The 19338-nt window shown below is 69.9% G+C and carries 21 protein-coding genes, 1 pseudogene and 1 riboswitch; of the genes and pseudogenes, 13 read left to right on the top strand and 9 right to left on the bottom strand.

The window, feature by feature from the left end; translation table 11 throughout:
• The first annotated feature begins 6 nt into the window (after positions 1-6).
• From ABGB12_RS30350 to ABGB12_RS30335, 4 genes are read left to right on the top strand one after another with little or no spacing between them, the layout of a single operon-like run.
• Positions 7-594 (top strand): hypothetical protein, encoded by a 588-nt coding sequence (locus tag ABGB12_RS30350; protein WP_347683127.1) that lies wholly within the window; start codon positions 7-9, stop codon positions 592-594.
• The gene (locus ABGB12_RS30345) at positions 594-842 is read left to right on the top strand and encodes a hypothetical protein (RefSeq protein ID WP_347683125.1); all 249 of its coding nucleotides are present in this window, start codon (positions 594-596) and stop codon (positions 840-842) included. The genes ABGB12_RS30350 and ABGB12_RS30345 overlap by 1 nt, the downstream gene beginning before the upstream one ends.
• 3 nt (positions 843-845) lie before the next feature.
• Positions 846-1877, top strand: a complete 1032-nt coding sequence (locus ABGB12_RS30340) for a hypothetical protein (protein WP_347683123.1) — start codon at positions 846-848, stop codon at positions 1875-1877.
• Between the two features lie 12 nt (positions 1878-1889).
• Positions 1890-2120 (top strand): hypothetical protein, encoded by a 231-nt coding sequence (locus ABGB12_RS30335; protein ID WP_347683121.1) that lies wholly within the window; start codon positions 1890-1892, stop codon positions 2118-2120.
• Between the two features lie 206 nt (positions 2121-2326).
• Here the strand turns inward: ABGB12_RS30335 and ABGB12_RS30330 are convergent, their stop codons facing one another.
• On the bottom strand, positions 2327-2467 hold the full coding sequence (locus ABGB12_RS30330) for a hypothetical protein (protein ID WP_347683119.1): 141 nt from the start codon (positions 2465-2467) through the stop codon (positions 2327-2329).
• A 230-nt stretch (positions 2468-2697) separates the two neighbouring features.
• Between ABGB12_RS30330 and ABGB12_RS30325 the strand changes: the two genes are divergently transcribed.
• Together ABGB12_RS30325 and ABGB12_RS30320 are read left to right on the top strand one after the other, a co-directional pair.
• A complete protein-coding gene (locus ABGB12_RS30325; RefSeq protein WP_347683117.1) occupies positions 2698-3027 on the top strand; it encodes a hypothetical protein in 330 nt (109 codons plus the stop codon).
• 111 nt (positions 3028-3138) lie between these two features.
• The gene (locus ABGB12_RS30320; RefSeq protein ID WP_347683115.1) at positions 3139-3717 is read left to right on the top strand and encodes a Uma2 family endonuclease; all 579 of its coding nucleotides are present in this window, start codon (positions 3139-3141) and stop codon (positions 3715-3717) included.
• A gap of 107 nt (positions 3718-3824) precedes the next feature.
• Here the strand turns inward: ABGB12_RS30320 and ABGB12_RS30315 are convergent, their stop codons facing one another.
• From ABGB12_RS30315 to cobN, 4 genes are all read right to left on the bottom strand, one after another.
• Positions 3825-4016: a DUF397 domain-containing protein gene (locus ABGB12_RS30315; protein ID WP_347683113.1), complete on the bottom strand. Its 192-nt coding sequence runs from the start codon at positions 4014-4016 to the stop codon at positions 3825-3827.
• Complete coding sequence (locus ABGB12_RS30310) at positions 4013-4822, bottom strand: helix-turn-helix transcriptional regulator (RefSeq protein WP_347683111.1); 810 nt, start codon at positions 4820-4822, stop codon at positions 4013-4015. The genes ABGB12_RS30315 and ABGB12_RS30310 overlap by 4 nt, the downstream gene beginning before the upstream one ends.
• A 242-nt stretch (positions 4823-5064) precedes the next feature.
• Entirely contained in the window at positions 5065-5844 is a 780-nt protein-coding gene (gene cobF, locus ABGB12_RS30305) for a precorrin-6A synthase (deacetylating) (protein ID WP_347683109.1), read from the bottom strand.
• Positions 5841-9467: a cobaltochelatase subunit CobN gene (gene cobN / locus ABGB12_RS30300; RefSeq protein ID WP_347683107.1), complete on the bottom strand. Its 3627-nt coding sequence runs from the start codon at positions 9465-9467 to the stop codon at positions 5841-5843. Before cobN ends, cobF begins: the two co-directional genes overlap by 4 nt.
• Before the next feature lie 294 nt (positions 9468-9761).
• Positions 9762-9973, bottom strand: a riboswitch (cobalamin riboswitch).
• A gap of 48 nt (positions 9974-10021) precedes the next feature.
• On the opposite strand from cobN, the gene ABGB12_RS30295 reads away from it, so the two are divergent.
• The 4 genes from ABGB12_RS30295 (at position 10022) to ABGB12_RS30280 (ending at position 14677) form a co-directional block, all read left to right on the top strand.
• Complete coding sequence (locus ABGB12_RS30295; protein ID WP_347683105.1) at positions 10022-10912, top strand: nitrite reductase; 891 nt, start codon at positions 10022-10024, stop codon at positions 10910-10912.
• Positions 10913-11062: 150 nt separating this feature from the next.
• The gene (locus ABGB12_RS30290; protein WP_347683103.1) at positions 11063-11719 is read left to right on the top strand and encodes a precorrin-8X methylmutase; all 657 of its coding nucleotides are present in this window, start codon (positions 11063-11065) and stop codon (positions 11717-11719) included.
• Positions 11716-13260, top strand: a complete 1545-nt coding sequence (locus tag ABGB12_RS30285) for a precorrin-2 C(20)-methyltransferase (RefSeq protein ID WP_347683101.1) — start codon at positions 11716-11718, stop codon at positions 13258-13260. Before ABGB12_RS30290 ends, ABGB12_RS30285 begins: the two co-directional genes overlap by 4 nt.
• A gap of 202 nt (positions 13261-13462) precedes the next feature.
• Positions 13463-14677 carry an oxygenase MpaB family protein gene (locus ABGB12_RS30280; protein ID WP_347683099.1) on the top strand — a complete coding sequence of 405 codons (1215 nt, stop codon included), beginning with the start codon at positions 13463-13465 and terminating at the stop codon, positions 14675-14677.
• Positions 14678-14775: 98 nt separating this feature from the next.
• Here the strand turns inward: ABGB12_RS30280 and ABGB12_RS30275 are convergent, their stop codons facing one another.
• Positions 14776-15315, bottom strand: a complete 540-nt coding sequence (locus ABGB12_RS30275; RefSeq protein WP_347683097.1) for a hypothetical protein — start codon at positions 15313-15315, stop codon at positions 14776-14778.
• Positions 15316-15484: 169 nt separating this feature from the next.
• Between ABGB12_RS30275 and ABGB12_RS30270 the strand changes: the two are divergent.
• Positions 15485-15664, top strand: a pseudogene (locus ABGB12_RS30270) (hypothetical protein); the annotation flags it as partial.
• 694 nt (positions 15665-16358) lie between these two features.
• Here the strand turns inward: ABGB12_RS30270 and ABGB12_RS30265 are convergent.
• On the bottom strand, positions 16359-16499 hold the full coding sequence (locus tag ABGB12_RS30265) for a hypothetical protein (protein WP_347683095.1): 141 nt from the start codon (positions 16497-16499) through the stop codon (positions 16359-16361).
• A 12-nt stretch (positions 16500-16511) separates the two neighbouring features.
• On the opposite strand from ABGB12_RS30265, the gene ABGB12_RS30260 reads away from it, so the two are divergent.
• Positions 16512-17177, top strand: coding sequence for an STAS domain-containing protein (locus tag ABGB12_RS30260; protein ID WP_347683093.1), 666 nt, complete (start codon positions 16512-16514; stop codon positions 17175-17177).
• Between the two features lie 29 nt (positions 17178-17206).
• Here ABGB12_RS30260 and ABGB12_RS30255 read toward each other — a convergent pair whose 3' ends face one another.
• The gene (locus ABGB12_RS30255) at positions 17207-17941 is read right to left on the bottom strand and encodes a GAF and ANTAR domain-containing protein (protein ID WP_347683091.1); all 735 of its coding nucleotides are present in this window, start codon (positions 17939-17941) and stop codon (positions 17207-17209) included.
• Between the two features lie 369 nt (positions 17942-18310).
• On the opposite strand from ABGB12_RS30255, the gene ABGB12_RS30250 reads away from it, so the two are divergent.
• A complete protein-coding gene (locus ABGB12_RS30250) occupies positions 18311-18595 on the top strand; it encodes a lipase family protein (protein ID WP_347683089.1) in 285 nt (94 codons plus the stop codon).
• A 92-nt stretch (positions 18596-18687) separates the two neighbouring features.
• Here the strand turns inward: ABGB12_RS30250 and ABGB12_RS30245 are convergent, their stop codons facing one another.
• Positions 18688-19290, bottom strand: coding sequence for a TetR/AcrR family transcriptional regulator (locus tag ABGB12_RS30245; RefSeq protein WP_347683087.1), 603 nt, complete (start codon positions 19288-19290; stop codon positions 18688-18690).
• Between the last annotated feature and the right edge of the window lie 48 nt (positions 19291-19338).

Genomic DNA, 19338 nt, shown 5'->3' with positions numbered 1-19338 from the left:
GTCCCCATGGGAAGCACCCCCAACTACTCGTGGCAATACCCCGCGCTCACCGACCCGCCGAACGTCCCCCAGCACCTGCAGACCCTCGCCGACGCCATCGACACGACCGTCAAGGGCATCGACACGCGGATCGACGAGCTCATCACGCCTCCCTATGCGTCTCTGTCCAACAACGGCGGAGCGACGGTGGAGAACAACACCAGCACCCTGATCTACTGGGACAGGGAATACGCCGACAGTGCCAACGGGCACAGCGACACCGTCAACAACACGCGTTACACGGCCCAGCGAACCGGCCGCTACCTCGCCAACGCCACCCTCGCCGGGACCCTTCTCGCGCCCGGTCCCGTCCAGTTCTTCTTCCGGATCACCTCGGGCAGCGGGACCACAAGCCCCATCGACCTCTGGGGCGCGGCGCTCAACGCCAACGCCGGGGCCTTCGCGGTCAACATCACCCGCATGCCGTGGTTGCAGGTGGGCGACTACCTCCAGATCTACGCCCTCCAGACCACGGGACAGCCGATGTACCTGTCGTCGACCACCGGTCTCAACGGCGGCTGCATGTGGGAGGTCACCTGGCTGGGTAACACCTGATGTTCGACGGCCTGGTCCGCACCTTCGTGCCGGTCGCGGCCGGCGTGCTGCTCACCAGGGTCGCCTCGTACGGCTTGGAGCTCCCCGAGGCCGCGGTCACCGACGTGCTGACCGTGCTGGTCACCGCCGCGTACTACGCCCTGGCCCGGCTGCTGGAGCGGCGGGCGCCCCGGCTCGGCCGGGCACTTGTCTCCGCCAGCCTGACCTCCCGCACCCCGGTCTACACCGCCGGGGACGGCACGCCGTGACCGATGGCGGGCCGTTACCGCTATCTGTTCTGCGACCTGCTGACCGACCGGCCGATCACCGAGCTGGACCTGGCCGAGGCCGGGTTCGAGCGCAGGATCGGCCGGCCCGGCCGGTTCCGGGCGGTACTGCACCCGCGTGAGGCGGAGACGGTCCGCCGTGTCAGGGCGGCCTTCCCGCCCGCGCACGGCGGGCCCGCCGCGGCCGGCCCCGGCCGGGTGGTCTGCCACGTGTACCGGGACGGGGAGTTGTGGGGCTCCTACATCGTGTGGAGCTCCGTCTCCTCGGCGGACGGCTCGGACGGGCCCCGGCTCGCGCTGTACGGGGCCTCTCTGGAGTCGTACCTGTACCGGCGGGTGATCCGGCGGGAGCTCCGCTTCGACGACGTCGACCAGATCGCCATCGCGCACGATCTGATCGGCGCGATGCAGGAGGTACCGCACGAGGACATCGGGCTGGTCCCGGCAGGGAGGCTCTCGGGCGTCCACCGGACCAGGACGTACTCCCCTGAGCGGACCGTGACCTACGGTGAATGCCTGGCGGAGCTCGCCGCGGCGCCCGACGGCTTCGAATACCGCATCAGCACCTATGGAAACGAGACCCGGCGGCACAGAGAGTTCGTCACCGGCCATCCTCGGCTCGGCGCCCTCGACGCCCCGGCCCGCACGGAGTTCACCTCTGGCAACGTCCTGGCCTGGTCCTACCGGGACAGCGCGGCCGCCGGGTCGACCCGCTCCGGAACCGGCCGCGACACCTTTGAGGCGCGAAGCCATCTGCTGGCCGGCTGGCCCGCTCTGGACCGCGCTTCCGCGCACGAAGGACCGTGCGTCGCCAATGCCCGGGCGCTGAAGCTCGTCGCCCCGCTCGACGAGCACCCGTCGCTGCACCCGGACCGGCTCGGCGAGCGGGTCCGGGTGCAGCTGGAAGAGACCTGGTGGGATCCCGGCCCCCGCTGGCGGATCGTCGGGATGACGATCACCGCGCACACCGGCCGGGTTCTCCTGACCCTTGAGGAGGACCAGATTGGAACCGTCTGAGGTACCCGCGCCATGAGCGAGGGCTTCATGATCACTACGAGGGACATCTACGACAAGCTCATCGAACTCGGCAGCAAGGTCGACAGCTCGCTCGCCGCCCACGAACGCATCCGCGAACAGGTCATCGACCACGAGCAACGCCTGCGCGCCACCGAACGCTGGCGCTACACCCTTCCCCTGTCCTTCCTGTTCGCCGCCCTGTCCACGGTGGTGAGCCTGCTCTCCTCCCTCACCTCCGTATGACCCGTCTCCGCGAAGAACGCGGAGAAAAGGCCGGACCCGTTCCCGGGTCCGGCCTTTTCTGTTCTCCGTCCGACAGCGAGACCTACGATCCGAAACCATTCCACCTTCGTCGGACGTGAGCCCCAGAAACCGCTCGCCTACCGGTGGAACGGCAGGTCGTGGCGTTCGTCGCCGATGCCCGGCGGGTTCGACGACATGGCCAACCTTCAGATCGAAGCGGCCGCTTCGGGGCCTTCCAACGTATGGACGCTGGTGTCGACCCGGGACGAGTTCGACAGGCCGGGCAGCAGCTGGGTGATCCGCTGGGACGGGCGGCGCTGATCGAAGGTCCGGTCCTTCCCCGACATGCTGCTCGCAGCCCGCCTACCTCGAGGTCCGGTCGGGCGCGGGCCGGATCTGGGCGATCGACCGGTTCGGCGGCCACAGCCTGTTCCGCTGGACCGGAACCCGGTGGAAGACCGTCAAGGTCACACTGCCCGGAGGGGCCTCCCGTTGGGAGACGACGTCCCTGGACGTCCAGGGCGAGCGCGTCACCGTCGGCTTCTCCACGAAACGATCGACCGAGGACGGCGTCCCGTTGGACGGCGAAAGCCGCATCGTCTCCGGGGACGGCCGCCGCTGGCGTGTCGAGAAGCCCGGACCGGCCCGAAGCAAGGTCCTGCAGATGGCGATCCCGGACGGCCGCGGCGGCATGTGGGCTCTCGGCTCCGAACCCGCCCTGCTCAACGAGGTGGACCGCCTCTACCACCGCACCGCCAAGGGCCCCTGGAAGACCCGCGTCCTCCCCTACGGCAACCTCAACACCCGGCCCGACGACCTGACGTCCCTGCCCGGCTCCACCCGACTGGTCGGCGTCGTCGGCACCTACCTGGTCCACGAGTACGGCCGCATCATCACCACCCGCTGACGGCATTCGGTTTCATATCGAATTCGTAACCAATAGGCTACCGATCGTTACGATCGTTACGATCGGGGTAGCGTGGTCGCGGCCCGCGAGTCGACGAAAGGGCGGACCATCATGGCGAGCCGAGACCTGCCCGACGCCCAGCAGGCGTTCGGGGAACTCATCGTTCCCGAGGGCTTCAGAGCAGAGTTGATCGACGGGGAGATCATCTTGTCGCCTTCAGGCCGTCGGCTGCACTGGCGTCTCATCAGCCGGATCGCGGCCCAACTCACCTCGCTCACAGACTGGGAGTGCATCACCGAGCAGACGATCCAGCACCCGAGGTTCACCGATCTGCCGGAGCCCGACCTGGCCGTCCTCCCGTACACGGACGAGCCCTCCGACGACACCTACCATCCCGCCGACGAGGTCGTCTTCGTCGTCGAGGTCGTCTCACGGAGGGACCCCCACAACGACGGGGTCCGCAAAACCGATGTCTACGCCAGGTTCGGGATCCCGCTCCACCTGACCGTCGATCCGTTCAAGGGAAGGTGCGTCCTACGCCTCGTCCCCCAGAGCGGCGACGAGCGCGTGGGCCCGACCTACACCGAGCACCGCGTCTTCCCCTTCGGCGAGCCGATCGATCTCCCGCCTCCCCTGAACATCACCCTGGACACCAGCACCTTCCGCACCTACGGCCCGCCGTCGACCTGACGTTCACGAGAGAGCGGTCACCGCCGGGACCGCGCTGCTCGGGTCAGGTGCCGACGTTGACCCTTGCTGCGGCGATACGGCAGCGAGAGCTATGATCCGGCCGCGTTCTAGCCGTCGCGGAGGCCACGAGCGAACACGCTGAACGCGGCCCGCCCGAACACCAGCTTCGGCCCTTCCGGAGCCTTGGAGTCCCGTACCGCTATCGCAGCAGGAAGCCCGACGACCTCGACACAGTTGTCTCCGGACGCGCCGCTGTAAGAGCTCTTTCGCCAGAGCGAAGGCAGATCGGATGCGCTCATGTGCCCTCCATGATCGTATGGATCAGATGCTCGGTTTCCTCCACCGGCAGCGCGGCGGCCCTGATCACGTTGAAGAGTACGTCAAGCCCCCGCACCTCCTCGGCTTGAACGAACATCTGGCCGTGCCCGTTCGCCCCCTCCACGTAAGCGACGTCTGCGGCACCCGCGAAGCTCAAGATCTGGAAGCCGGTCGGCTCGAAAACATGCGTGCTACTTGGAATGACCTGGATGAAGACCCTTGGCCACGAGATCAGATCAAGGAGCTTCTTGCATTGATCGATCCGGACCTCTAGCGGCAGATCTCGGATCACCGCTTCCCGGATCACCAGGAAGACCGCCGGAGGATCGGCCTTCTCGTACAGCTTCTGACGCTCCATCCGGATCGCCAGAAGTTCCTCGAGGTTCTCCTGATGGAAACCCGTGCTGAGCACCCGGCGTGCGTACTCCGCGCTCTGAAAGATGCCGGGGATCAGCAGCGGTTCATAGATATTGATCTGGACGGCTTCCCTCTCAGCGTCGATCAACGGCCGAAACGCGCTGGGGACGAGCCCCTGTTTCCGGGCTTCCACCATCTGCTCCCACAGACGGCGGAACGTCCCTCCCGTTTTCCAGTAGGTGTCGAGGTCGTCGGCCAGCCCTTCGGAGGGCGTCTTGTCGTAGTTCTCCACCTTCGACAGCCACTGAGGCGTGCAGCCCAGAGTCTCCGCGAGCTTGTTCCGGGACAGCCCGACAGCCTCGCGTCGAGCCCGCATCTCCATCACGAACGACTTCTGGGGGCCGACCACTTCACTGTTCTGAGATGCCATCAGGTTCTCCCGGGGGCCAGGCCCGCGGACCGGTTTCACCAGGTCCGAGAGGGGTTCCGCATGGGGGTGCACGTTTCGTAGCACACAGTAACCGTCGCCTGTGACAATCATCTCGGATTCCCCAGACTCTCTCCAGGAAGCACCGATGACCGAGGGCTCGCGGCGGCGCGCGGGCCGGCCGCTGCCGGGCATCACATGCGGGTCTTCGAGAAATACGCCTGGTGGTTCCGCCGCATCAGCGACTACCTTTCCGTGCCGCCGGACGGGAGGCGGCGGAGGAGGTAGGTGTCCATGACCCAGCCTGCGGCGGCTTTGACCCGGGTGCGGACGCTGACGATGTCGTCCAGGGCCTCGTCGAGACGGCCGGAGGCGAGAGCCTCCTCGGGGGAGCCGAGGTTGGCGCCCCACCAGATGTGCCAGGCGGACGGGGCGGGCAGGGTGCGGCAGCGGAGGGCGCCGTCGAGCATGACGACGAGGTTGTCGGCGCCCGCCGCGGCCTCTGCGGGGAGGCGGCGGCCGGTGGTGACCATCAGGGATGTGCCTATGTCGTTGAGGACGAGGCGGTGGCGAGCGGCGAGGAGTTGGAGGCTGCTCACGCCGGGGATGACGTCGTAGTCGAAGGACACGGCGCCCCTGGCCAGGACGCGTTCGACGACGCGGATGGTCGAGTCGTACAGGGAGGGGTCGCCCCAGACGAGGAAGCCGACGTCGCCGGGGTGTTCCAGCATCGCCTGCTCGTAGGCGGCGGCACGGGCCTCGTGCCAGTCCTCGACGGCGCGGCGGTAATCGGACGGGTCGTCGCGGTCGCGTTCGGGGTCGCGGACGGTCACCACGCGGTATTCGCCGGGGATGTGGCGGCGGCAGATCTCCTCGCGGGCGCGCAGCAAACCGTCCGTGCCCGCGTGGTCGGCCGACTTGTCGGGGACGAGGAAGTAGTCGGCCTCGTTCATCGCGCGGGCGGCCTCGGCCGTCACCTGGTCGGGGTGGCCGGGGCCGATGCCGATGATGCGGACGCGTCTCACCGGGCGTCGTCCTCCAGGTCGCCTTCGACTTCGAGGTAGACCTGCCGCAGGCCGTCCAGCAAGGCAGGATCGGGCGACTCCCACAGGCCGCGTTCCGCGGCCTCGTCGAGGCGTTCGATCACGCTGCGCAGCGCCCACGGGTTGGCGCGGCGCATGAACGACTGAACCTCCTCGTCCAGGACATAGGACGTGGCGAGGGCCTCGTACATCCAGTCGTGGACGACGCCGGCCGTCGCGTCGTAGCCGAAGAGGTAGTCGACGGTGGCGGCGAGTTCGAACGCGCCCTTGTAGCCGTGGCGGCGCATCGCCGAGATCCAGCGCGGGTTGACGACGCGGGCGCGGAACACCCGGGCGGTCTCCTCGGCGAGCAGGCGGGTCCGCACGGCGTCCGGGGCGGTGGAGTCGCCGATGTAGGCGGCGGGGGCCCTGCCCGTCAGCGCCCGGACGGTGGCGATCATGCCGCCGTGGTACTGAAAATAATCGTCGGAGTCGGCGATGTCGTGTTCGCGGGTGTCGATGTTCTTGGCGGCGACCGTGATCCGGCTGTAGTTGGCGCGCAGGTCCTCCTCGGCGGGGACGCCGTCGAGGCCGCGACCGTAGGCGAAACCGCCCCAGGCGGTGTAGACCTGGGCGAGATCGGCGTCGTCGCGCCAGTTCCCGGCCTCGATGACCTGCAGGATGCCCGCCCCGTACGAGCCGGGCTTGGAGCCGAAGATCCGGGTGGTGGCGCGCCGTTCGTCGCCGTGCGCGGCCAGGTCGGCGCGGGCGTGGGCGCGGACGAAGTTCTGCTCGTCAGGTTCGTCCAGTTCGGCGACGAGCCGGACGGCGTCGTCGAGCATCGCGATGACGTGCGGGAACGCGTCGCGGAAGAAACCGGAGATCCGGACGGTGACGTCGATGCGGGGCCGTCCCAGCTCCTCGATCGGGATGACGGCCAGCCCGTTCACGCGCCGGGACGCCTCGTCCCATTCGGGGCGCACCCCGAGCAGCGCGAGGACTTCGGCGATGTCGTCGCCGGACGTGCGCATCGCCGACGTCCCCCACACCGACAGGCCGACCGAGCGCGGGTACTCACCGGTGTCCTCCAGGTGCCGGGCCAGCAGCGACTCGGCGATGGAGCGGCCCGTCTCGTAGGCGAGGCGGGACGGCACGGCCTTCGGGTCGACGGTGTAGAAGTTGCGGCCGGTCGGCAGGACGTTGACCAGTCCGCGCAGCGGCGAGCCGGACGGCCCTGCGGGGATGAAGCCGCCGTCGAGCGCGTGCAGGACGGCGTCGATCTCTCCGCCGGTGGCCGCGAGCCGCGGGACGACCTGCCGGGCCGCGAACTCCAGCACCTTCGCGACGGTCTCGTCGTCCCGGCCGAGGCGGTCCCGGACGAGGCCGGGGATCTTCGCGGGGTCCCAGCCCGCGTCCTCCAGGCCCGAGACCAGGGAACGTGCCGTCTCCTCGGCGGCGTCGACCTCGGCAGCGGGCGCGTCCTGCTTCAAACCCAACGCCGCGCGCAGTCCCGGCAGCGCCTTGGTGTCGCCGCCCCAGATCTGGGTGGCGCGCAGGATCGCCAGCACGAGATCGACCCTGGCCGGGCCCTCCGGCGCCTGGCCGAGCACGTGCAGGCCGTCGCGGATCTGCGCGTCCTTGATCTCGCACAGCCAGCCGTCGACGTGCAGGAGGAAGTCGTCGAACTCCTCGTCGTCGGGCCGCTCGTCCAGGCCGAGGTCGCGGTTGATCTGGGCCTGCTGGAGCAGCGTCCAGATGCGGGCGCGGATCGCCGGGAGCTTGGGCGGGTCCATGGACGCGATGTTGGCGTGCTCGTCGAGGAGCTGCTCGAGCTTCGCGATGTCGCCGTACGTCTCGGCCCGCGCCATCGGCGGCACCAGGTGGTCGACGATCACGGCGTGCGCGCGGCGCTTGGCCTGCGCGCCTTCGCCGGGGTCGTTGATGAGGAACGGGTAGACGAACGGCAGGTTCCCGAGGGCGGCGTCCGTCGCACACGCCGCGGACATCCCGGCGTTCTTGCCGGGCAGCCACTCCAGCGAGCCGTGCTTGCCGAGATGGACGACGGCGTGCGCGCCGAAGCCGCGTTCAATCCAGCGGTAGGCCGCCAGGTAGTGGTGCGACGGCGGCATGTCGGGATCGTGGTAGATCGCCACGGGGTTCTCGCCGAAGCCTCGCGGAGGCTGGATGAGGATGACGACGTTCCCGGCCCGCAGCACGGCCAGCACGAGTTCGTCGTCCTCGTTGACGAACAGCTTCCCGGGGGCGGGCCCCCACGCTTCCGTCATCGCGTCGGTGAGCTCGGCGGGCAGGCCTTCGATCCACTCGCGGTAGTCGGCGGCCGGGATGCGCACGGCGCTCCCGGCGAGCTGGGCGTCGGTCAGCCACTCCTCGTCCTGGCCGCCGGCCTCGATGAGCGCGTGGATGAGGGCGTTGCCGGCGGTGGTGTCGGGGGCCTCGCCCTCGACGGGCGGCAGCGGGTCGAGGCCGGGGAGCTCGCCGGGAGCGCCCAGGTCGTAGCCGTGTTCGCGCATCGCGCGCAGCAGGCGGACGGCGGAGACCGGGGTGTCCAGGCCGACGGCGTTGCCGATGCGGCTGTGCTTCGTCGGGTAGGCCGAGAGCACGATCGCGACGCGGCGCTCGGCCGCAGGGACGCGCCGCAGCCGCGCGTGGGCGACGGCGATGCCCGCGACCCGGGCGGCCCGTTCGGGGTGCGCGACGTAGCGGGGCAGGCCGTCCTCGTCGATTTCCTTGAACGAGAACGGCACCGTGATGAGGCGCCCGTCGAACTCGGGGATCGCGATCTGGGTGGCGGAGTCCAGCGGGGAGACGCCGTCGTCGGAGCCCTCCCAGGCCTCGCGCGACCAGGTCAGGCACAGCGCCTGCAGGATCGGGACGTCCAGGGCGCGCATCCGCTCGACGTCCCAGGCCTCGTCGTCTCCCCCGGCGCTCGCGGCGGCCGGGGAGGTGCCGCCGGCGGCCAGGACCGTGACGATGATCGCGTCGAACGCGGCGAGCTCGGCGTAGAGCTCGTCGGAGGCCGAGCGCAGCGAGGAGACGTAGAGCGGGACGCCGACGGCTTCACCGGTCGCGTCGATCGCGTCGGCGAGGGCGTGCGCGAAGGCGTTGTTCCCGCTGGTCTCGTGGGCGCGGTAGTACAGGATGCCGATCTTGGGCAGGTCGCCCGGCGGGATGTCCCGCGCCGCATGGCCCCAGTCGGGGACGACCGCCGGGGGCTCGAAGCCGACGCCGGTGAGCAGCACCGTGTCGGTGAGGAAGGCGTGGAGCTGGGCGAGGTTGCCGGGCCCTCCCTGTGCCAGGTAGCGGTGGGCCTCGGCCGCGACGCCGACGGGCACCGTCGAAAGCGCCATCAGCGCGGCGTCCGGGGTCTGCTCGCCGCCGAGGACGACGAACGGCACGTCCCGCGCGGCGATCGCGTCGAGGCCGTCCTGCCAGGAGCGAGCCGTGCCGAGGATCCGCACGACGACGAGTTCCGCGCCGTCGAGCAGGCCGGGCAGGTCGATGGCGACGTCGAGCCGGGAGGGGTTGCCGAGCGCGTAGTCGGATCCGGACGCGCGGGCCGACAGCAGGTCGGTGTCGGACGTGGACAGCAGGGCGATGCGCGTCATGACTCTCCTCGGTCGCGAGATGCGAGGGGACGGGTGAGTTCTCTGCTCAACGAGGGATCGGCCGGCTGGAGGAAGGAGGCCGAGGCTCCCGGCAGGCTTCGCGCCAAGCCGAGCAGCTCGCCCCTGCGGGTGGCTTCCCCCGGTGGCATCCCGGCCGGCACTGCGGCGGTCCCGCCGTCCGGCTCCCCGCTCAGCATGAGTGCCGCGGCACGACGCACCGCCTGCGGGCAGGGGGATGCGGATCGCGGCAGGGCACGGGCGTTCGACTGCGCATTTCTACTTCCAGACCCTCGTGGAAACATGACGCGCCCCGGCCGGTCTCCTGGCTCACGCGTCAGCGCCGTACGTCCGGCCTTCCCGGACTGGCGTCCAGTGGCCTCCGACGAGCGGGCTCGTCGGCGAGGGTCGTACGACTCGGCGTTCACAGTGGCGAGGGCCGCGCCGGATTCACACCGGCTTCCCGAGCACCAAGGCAGAAGCAATGTACCAGCGTCCGACGACACCACTGATGTCCATCATGCGCCGTTCGGGAGCATCTGCAGCGCTGTGGCACCATGGCGCCCGTGACCCGTGACCGTGCCGACCGATGCCCCGGCGTGCTGCGACCCTGGATCGCCGACGACGGCGCCCTCATCAGGCTGCGCCTCGTCGGCGGCGAACTCGACGCCGACGCGCTGCGCCGCCTCGCCGCGATCGCCGAGACCTTCGGCGACGGGAACCTGCACCTCACCAGCCGCGCCAACCTGCAGATCCGCGGCATCGCCCACGCCGGCGACCGCCTCTCCCCCGATCTCGTCGACGCCGTGCGCGCCACCGGCCTGCTGCCCAGCCCGGCCCATGACCGGGTGCGCAACATCCTGGTCTCCCCGCTGACCGGGCTGGCCTCCGGACGCGCGAACCTGCGCCCGGTCGCCGCCGAACTCGACCGGCTCCTGTGCGCCGATCCCGGACTCGCCGCCCTGCCCGGAAAGTTCCTGTTCTGCCTGGACGACGGCCGCGGCGACGTGTCCGCCGGACGCCTCGACCTCGGCCTGTTCGCCCTGGACGCCTCCCGCGCCCGACTCCGGATCGGCACCGCCCACCAGGGTCCCGTCGTCCCGCTCTCCGAAGCACCCGAGGCGCTCCTCGCCTTCGCCCGAAAGTTCCTGCGCGCCCGGGGAACCGGCGACTCCGCCGCCTGGCACGTCGACGAACTCCCCCGGACCGGACGCGAACTGCTCGACGCCCCGCCGCCCGAGCAGCGGTGCCCCGACCCCGTCGCGACCGTGCCGCCGTTCGGTGGGATCGAGCAGGACGACGGACGTCAGGCCGGGCATTTCGCCGTACCGGACGGCCTCCTTCCCGCGCGGGAAGCCGTCCGGTTGGCGTCGCTGGGCTCGCGGGCCATCGTGACGCCCTGGCACAGCATCATCATTCCCGATATGTCCGCTTCGGAGTTGTTTTGATCTCCTTCTCGTCCTGATGAAACGGAGTTCCCGCGGCCGGCCGCGGGGCTCTCCCACCGATCCGCGGATGTCGCCGCCCCGCGCGCCTTCGACCTTCGCGGCTTCGCCGTGCCCTCCCCGGCTGAGGCCGGGGTCTTCCTAGGAGTTTCGATGAACCCGACTCGCCCGACCAGGCGGTTCGCCTATGCCGACGACGGGGCCGCGATCTACGTGGACTCGTTCGCGACCATCCGCGCCGAGAGCGACTTCTCGCACCTGCCGGCCGACGCCGAGAAGGTGGCCGTCCGCATGGTTCACGCCACCGGGCAGGTGGACCTCGCCGGGGACCTCGTCGTCCACGAGCGTCTGGTGTCGGCGGCCCGCGCCGCGCTGGAGGCGGGAGCGCCGATCCTCACCGACGCCAACATGGTCGCCTCCGGGGTGACCCGCGCCCGGCTGCCGAAGGACAACGAGGTGCTCTGCCTCCTGCGCGACCCGCGCGTCCCGGACCTCGCCCGACAGTGGGGCACGACCCGCTCGGCCGCCGCGGTGTCGTTGTGGGCCGACCGGCTGGAGGGCGCGGTCGTCGCGATCGGGAACGCCCCGACGGCCCTGTTCCACCTGCTGGAGATGCTGTTCGACGGAGCCCCCCGGCCCGCCGCCGTCATCGGCGTGCCGGTCGGCTTCATCGGGGCTGCCGAGTCCAAGGACGCGCTGATCGCGTGCGCGCCCGAACTGGACCTGCCGTTCCTCGCCGTCCGAGGGCGGCGCGGCGGCTCGGCCATGGCCGCCTCGGCCCTCAACGCCCTCGCGAAGGAAGCCGAATGACCGGAAAGCTGTACGGGGTCGGCGTCGGCCCCGGAGATCCCGAACTCATCACCCTGAAGACCGCGCGGCTGATCGCGGAGGCCGACGTCGTCGCCTACCACGCGAAGGCCACTGGGCATTCCAACGCCCGGCGCATCGCGGACTCCCTGATCCCTGCCGGAGCCGTCGAAGAGGAGCTCATCTACCCGGTGACGACGGGTTCGACGGACCATCCGGGCGGCTACTCGGGAGCGATCGCGGAGTTCTACGAGGAGTCAGCCGGACGGCTCGCCCGGCATCTGGAGGCCGGACGCGACGTCGTCCTGCTCTCCGAGGGCGACCCGCTCTTCTACGGCTCGTACATGTACATGCACGACCGCCTCTCCTCCCGCTTCCCCTCCGAGATCGTGCCGGGCGTGACCTCGGTGTCGGCGGCGACGGCGGCGATCGCCAGCCCTCTCGTCCGGCACACCGACGTCCTGACGGTCCTGCCCGGCACCCTGCCGGTACCCGAACTGGCCCGCCGCCTCGCCGACACCCAGGGCGCGATCATCATGAAGCTCGGCCGCGCCTTCCCCGGCGTGCTCCAGGCCCTGGCCGAGGCGGGCCGCCTCGACGACGCCCTGTACGTCGAACGCGCCTCCATGCCAGAGGAGTGCTGGCGCCCCGTCCGCGAGGTCGACCCGGCGGCCGTCCCGTACTTCTCCGTCATCGTGGTCACCGGAGACACCGTGAACGGCGTCCGCGAGACCAGCGCCCCCGCGGCCCGTCTCACCGAAGCGCCCTCCGCCCGGCCCGACCCGCTTCCCGAGGCCGCGGCGGAAGCCGCCGAGCTGCTCGTCGTCGGCCTGGGACCCGGCCCCGACGAGTGGCTCACCCCCGAGGCCGCCGAGGCACTGGCGAACGTCGACCACGTCGTCGGCTACGCCCCGTACGTCAACCGCGTACCCCAGCGGGCAGGCCTGCGGCGCCACGCCAGCGGCAACACCGTGGAGGTCGACCGGGCATCGTCCGCCCTGCGACTGGCGGCTTCCGGTGAACGCGTGGCCGTGGTCTCCGGCGGCGACGCCGGCGTCTTCGGCATGGCCGCCGCCGTCTTCGAGGCCGCCGAACACCCCGACCTGCGGCACGTCCCCATCCGCGTAGTTCCCGGCATGACCGCCGTCCAGGCCGTCGCCGCCCGGGCCGGAGCCCCCATCGGCGGCGACTTCGCCGTGATGAGCCTCTCCGACCGCCTCAAGCCGTGGGACGTCATCGAGAAGCGCCTGCGCGCCGTCGCCGAGGCCGACCTCGTCCTCGGCGTCTACAACCCGGCCTCCCGCTCCCGCACCACCCAGGTCGCCGAGGCCCGGAAGATCCTCCTGGAGCACCGCCCCGCCGACACCGTCGTCATCGTGGGCCGCGACATCGGCCGCGCCGAAGAGTCGCTGACCGTGACCACCCTGGGCGAGTTGCGTCCCGAGTCCATCGACATGAAGTGCCTGCTCATCATCGGCGCCCGAGGCACCCGGCGCACCCCATCCGGACGGGTCTGGACCTCCCGCTCCGTCCCGGCCGGCTGAAGTCCGCCATTGGACGCACAGGTTCCATGATCCCCTCCCTGAATGATCGCTTCCCATTCGATCATCCGCGGGTCCCCGCGATATGGGCCTTGTGACAGCAGTCACACCGTGCTTTATTGACTTGAAACAGTGATACGCAGAAGCAGTTTGTGTATCACCGTATCAGCAAAGGTGTTCCCAGCCTGAGATGAGGAGCGAAGGCATGGAGAGACCCAGCAGACGCAATGTGCTGATCGGGGGAGGCACGCTGGGCGCACTCGGTGCGCTGAGCGTCGCGACACCCGCATGGACCTGGTCCCCCACGGGTTCGGTGGTCGGCGCCGGCGCCGGCGCCGACCCGCGGTGGGTCTGGGACGACGTGGCCGACCCGATCGTCGCCGACCTGATCAAGACGGGCAAGGTACCCGAGGTCAACAAGCTGCTGCGCAACTGGACCAAGAACGGCCAGACGCTGCCGGCCGGACTGCCGAGCGACCTGAAGAACTTCATCGAGCAGGCCCGGGCGCTGCCGTCGTGGTCCGACCAGAGCAAGCTCGACACGGCCTTCGAGTTCAACGAGAAGCGCGGGCTCTACCTCGGCGTGCTGTACGGGTTCGCCAGCGGCATGATGAGCACCGTCATCCCCAAGGAGGCCCGCGCGGTCTACTACTCGCAGGGCGGCGCGGACATGAAGGACCGCATCTCCAAGACCGCCAAGCTCGGGTACGACATCGGCACCGCGAACGCCTTCAAACCCGACGGCGAGATGATCGTCACCTGCGTCAAGACCCGGCTGGCGCACGCCGGGGTGCGCCACCTGCTGCCCCAGTCCCCGTATTGGGACAAGGTCGCCGACGAGGAGATCCCGATCAGCCAGATGGACATGATGGTCACCTGGCACAGCCTGCCCACGACCGTCATGCGGCACCTGAAGAACTGGAAAGTGCCGATCCCCGCCGACGAGGCCACGGCCTTCCTGCACTCGTGGCAGCTGACCGCGTACATGCTCGGCATCAAGGAGGAGTACATCCCCGCCTCCTGGGACGCGGCCGAGTCCCAGGCCAAGCAGTCCCTGGACACGCTCCTGGCCCCGACGCCCGAGGGCGTCAAGCTCGCCGACATCCTGCTCAGCCTCGGCGCGCAGATCGACGGCACCATCCTCAGCAAGTCCATCCTCGGCTCGTTCACCCGCTTCCTGCTCGGGGACGAGATCGCCGGATGGTTGAAGATCCCCCGCTACCTGCTGTGGGACAACCTCCTCAAGACGTCCTGGGGCCCGTTCATCGCCGTCCGCGAGGGCCTGCTGCCGTTCCCGCTGGCGCCGGCGGCCTACTGGACCTTCGACGAGTTCCTCCGCAAGTTCGCGCTGCTCTTCCTGTCCGAGGGGCAGTCGATCAATATCCAGATCCCCGACACCAACAACCCGAACTACCCGTGACGCCCCGGGCACCGGGGTGACCCGTCCGGCCGGGCGCAGACCGCCCGTTCCGTCCCGGCCGGATGAAGCTCTCGCACCGGGACCGGCTCCCCGGCCTGTCAGGCGGCCCGGATCCGGTTGAGTTCGTGGCCGAGGGGGGTGTCGCGGAAGGCGTCCCAGACGGGGCCGGTCCCGGTGGCCGCGTGGTGGCCCAGCAGCCAGCGGGCGTCGACCGAAGAGCCCTCCCAGAGCGGCGCCATGCCCTTCAGAGTGGGGACGAGACGCACCGCTGGAGGCTTTCCGCCTCTGAGGAGAGCCTCATCGGCGGCGCAGCAGGCCACCAGCCGCGGCGCGCCTCCCTGCGGCCGCCACAACACCCTCGCGTCGGCGTTCTCGTGGTGGGGATCGAAGAGACACGGCCGGAAAGAGGCACCGTAGTACTCGGAGCGCGCCATGGAGATCTCGGCCGTGAACACCTCCACTGACTTGTTGTCCCAGTGCAGGTTTCCGGGCTCTCCCGCCCGCCACCCGTCCCGCAGCCTCCTGGCCGCCTCCAACGGACCGCCCACCAGTTCCTCGACCAGGGTCAGCTCCCGGTCCAGCCCGTCCATGATGCGCAACGCCAACGCCCGTCCCAGGGCCAGATCATTTCTCGACACGCAGACATGGACGTTTCGACGACCCTCCTGGTTCGTCCGATGAGCCCGATCATTGAACCTTTTTCATCCTCGGTTCGGGTGCGCTGATCACAGCATGATCGCGGGTTGACGGTCCGGCCCCGAACATGAAGAAGCCCCTGGTAGATGGCTTGATCACCAACCAACACCCATTCCAACCAGGAGCTTCGGTGCTGTTCTATCGTGCCGCCGTCGTGCCGCCGTCGATTTGTCGTCCTCAACGCTGAACCACCTGGCCGGGGCGATCCGCCGGCACCGCAAGGCCATCGGGTCCGCTTGGCGGCTGCCGAACCCGGGGCGGCAAGCCCTGCTGGTGCTGGTCCGCTTGCGCAAGGCCGAGCGGGACGGCCAACTCCATCTCGTGCTGGACGGCGCCCTGATCCGCACCGACCCGGGCGTTCGGGTTGATCTTCCGGATGTGTTCCTCGGCCGAGGCGAGGATGCCGGGACGGGGTCAGGTCCACGTCCCGGCAGGGAGATCGGGGCGACCTCGGCCGTCCGGCCTGCGGGGATCTCGATCGGGCCGGAAAGAACCCTCCGTGGGGGGACGCCTTTGAGGAGCTCCGCTCTGTGCGGGGGGCTCTCCGCTCAGAGTCGCGTCTGTCCGCTGCGGATGAGAACGGCCCTCGGCGGGGTTCCCTCGTGGCCTGGCCGGGCGTAGCCTGAACGCAGAGTTCATCTCCTTCTTGGGCTGCGGCCCGGGAGTCTGCTGATCTTGTCGCTCCGGTCCCTGGCGGCGTTCACGCAATGTTCTGCCAGTGAATCGTCGTGAGGAGTTCCGGCATGAGTCAGCCTCCCTTCGTCCCTCCGGTCGTGTCTTCGTCCTGTGCTGTGCCGTCCTGCCGTGGCGGTGAGGTCCCGGGCGGGGACGAGGAGATCTTCGTTTCCGAGCATGGTCCGGCCGCTCTGGGGTTGCTCCTGTCGATCGAGGCCCTGGCGAGTGCCGGCCCGGTGGCGCAGGCACCGGCCGGGGCCGGGGGTTGAGCATGGATGGGCCGCTCCACAAGAACGTCGGGGACACACGGTCAGGTGACGGTGCCGCCTGGCGGGGTGAGGGGCATGCTCTTCACCCGGATCCGGTGGGGAAGGGCGGCCTGGATCGGGCTGCCGATGACCCTGCGGCGGAGATCATCAGGTGGTTGTTCTCGGTGGGTCTGGATCTGCATCTGGTCCTTGGCGTGATCGACCATCCTGCGGCGGCGCTGCGGCTGCACCGGGCGATCGCGACGGTGGACGCCGCGATCGCCGGCATCCAGGCGGCGGTCCTGCACGGGTCGGCGCCCCTGGCGGGGCAGGCCGCCATGACCGGCGGGGCCCTACCTGGGCCATCGGCCGATGAGCGCCCCGCGCCGGTCTCTTCCCAAGGCGGTGGTGTGCGGGTCCAGGATCAGTCCCGCGGCGTCGCGGACGGTGGCGGAGAGTCGATGGAGAGCGACAGCTGCGGGACGGCATTGGCGGTTGCCTCCGGTGGTCTGGGCTCCTACGCACTGGTGTCCCTAAGGGGGGAGATCGACGCGTCCAACAGCGGCTGGCTGGGCGATCGGTTGTCGTCCGCCATCGACGCCGCCGCCTGCGGGGTCGCGGTGGACCTGGCCGGGGTGGGGTTCTGCGATGCCAGCGGGATCGGTGTCCTGATCGGCGCGCTGAAACGATGCCGGGCCCGCGGGATCGGCTGGGAGATGGCCGGGGCGCATGACCGGGTCGCCCGGGTCTTTCACCTGACCGGGGTGGACCGGGTCCTGTCCCTGCACCCCGATCTGGACGGGTTGTCGGCCGCCCTCACCGCCCAGGCCGGGCCCGCTCCGGAACCTGTGCCGCCCGGGGCCGCTCCCACCGCCGCCTGACCAGGTCACCTCGTCCGGGCCGGGATCGGTCAGGACGGCGGGCGGGTGCGGGCGGATTCGGGCAGGAGGATGTCGCCGTTGATGACGCCGGTGGCGACGTCGGTGAGCTTGCGGTTGTTGTTGCGGGCGTAGGCGCGCATCACGACGAACGCCTCATCCACCGACCCGCTGCCGCGCTCGGCCAGCATGCCCTTGGCCTGCTCGATCAGGACCCGGGTGTTGAGCGCGATCTGGAGCTGCTGGGACAGAAGCGCCTGCTCACGGGCGGCCCTCTCACCGATCAGCCCGATCGTGGCGACATCGGCGAACGCCTGCCCCAACGCCGCGGTCCTCGCGTCCAGGCCGCCGGGGGCGGTGCCGAACAGGTTCAGGGCGCCGATGACCTCGTCACGCAACCGCATCGGCAGAGCGTGCACCGCGGCGAAGCCGCGCTCGTGGGCGACCGCGGTGAACCTCGGCCACCGGCCGGTCTCAGCGGCCAGGTCCGGGACGATGACCGGGGTTCCGGTGGCGTAGGCGTCCAGGCAGGGACCCTGTTCGGCCTCGAGCTGGAACAGCTCCAGCAGCCGTGACTGCTCATTGGAGGCGGCCACCAGCTGCAGGCGGTCGACCTGGTCGGTGAGCAGGAGCCCGGCCGCGTCGATCTCCAGCACCTGCACGCACCGCTCGGTGAGCAGATGCAGGAACTCGATCACGTCGAAATCGGCTATCAGGGTGTCGGCCAGCTCGACGAACACCTGGGCCAGAAGCTCTTCACGCGGCATGGTCGGTCACACTTTTCTGAAAGCTCAGGCCCTGGGCGTGCGCACAGGACGGTGGTAGGTCAGATGCCCGCATCCAGCTGTACCGCGACCATCCCGATCGCCTGGTGAACCTCCGCCCGCATCTCACCCAGCTCCCCGAACGGCCGAACCTCCGATGAGCCTGGGCTGCGGTGGGCGGAGTGGAGCATCACCTGCAGGGCGGCGGCGAAGGTAAGCGCGTCGGCGCGCTGCCCGGTCTCCGCCCTTGGCCGCCATCCGGCGATCACCGCCTCACCGCCCGAAGGCGGTCATCGCGCACCACATTTCCTGTCGCCCCACCTTCCCACCCCCGGCGACCAACTAGGACGGCCCGCCACCTACCGCGACACGGTGGAGGCCTACCTGCGGTCGGCCGGGATCGCCGCCTCATCTCAGCGGATCTACCGGATCTCGCCACTCTCGACGGGCACGCACGTCCGTGGTCTGGACGCGGTGAGCGTGCTGTGGGGTTTTGCGCCAAAGCTGCCAAAGGACTGGTGCGCCAAGGGCGCCGATGTCACCTGGCAGGTCTACCCGATCGCCGAGCACGTGCTGGGCACGATCTTCGCCGAACCGGCCTCGGTCATGTTCCTCGATGACCGCTTCAACGGCAAGGCGGTGAAGGGCGACGGCTGATTCCGGCGATGCGAGGAAGGATCGCCTTCCGGGTGCGGGAACGTCTCCGGACGGCGATCTTGTCGCGTTCGGCCGCCGATTCCCTGCGAACGTCAGTGCGACTCGGCGGCGCCGGGGGTGAGGCCGGTGGCCGCGAACAGGGTCTCCAGCAGGTCCTGGATGGGCTGGGCGGTGACGGTCGGGTCGATGACATGGCGGACGGCCACGCCGATGGCGAGGTTGATGATGGCCTCGGCGCCCTGGGTGGCGAGCGGCGCCATGGCGGGGCTGATCTTCTCCAGGGATCTGGCGAGCCGGGCGACGACGGAGCGGTGGCGTCCCGCCTCCGCTTCGAGCAGGGCGGTGTCGGACTTGGCGTCCAGGGCGAACTCCAGCTCCAGGCGAGGCCACCCGGACGCCAGGCCGTCATCGGCCCACTCCCGTAGCGCCCGGAGTGCGTTCGGGTCGGGGATCGTGTGCAGGATCTCCTCCAGTCGGCTCGCGTACCTCTCTTGGACGCCGCGGACGACGTGCAGGGCGATCTCCTGCTTGCCGGTGAAGTTGGAGTAGACCGCGCCGGTCGACAGACCGGCCTCATCGGCGATCTTCGCGATCGAGACCGACTGGTAGCCGTCGCGCAGGAACAGCCTCTCGGCCGCGCTCAGCAAATGCTCGCGATTGCGGGCCTGGGTCTCGGGACGGGTCAGGCGGGCCATGATCGGAATCATACCATTGACAGAACATCGATACCTGGATAATCATGA

It is taken from the genome of Actinocorallia sp. B10E7 (genome assembly GCF_039871655.1).
Classification (GTDB): Bacteria; Actinomycetota; Actinomycetes; order Streptosporangiales; family Streptosporangiaceae; genus Actinocorallia.
The sequence above is the reverse complement of the archived record's forward strand: the minus strand, read 5'-3'. Positions and strand labels throughout refer to the sequence as shown.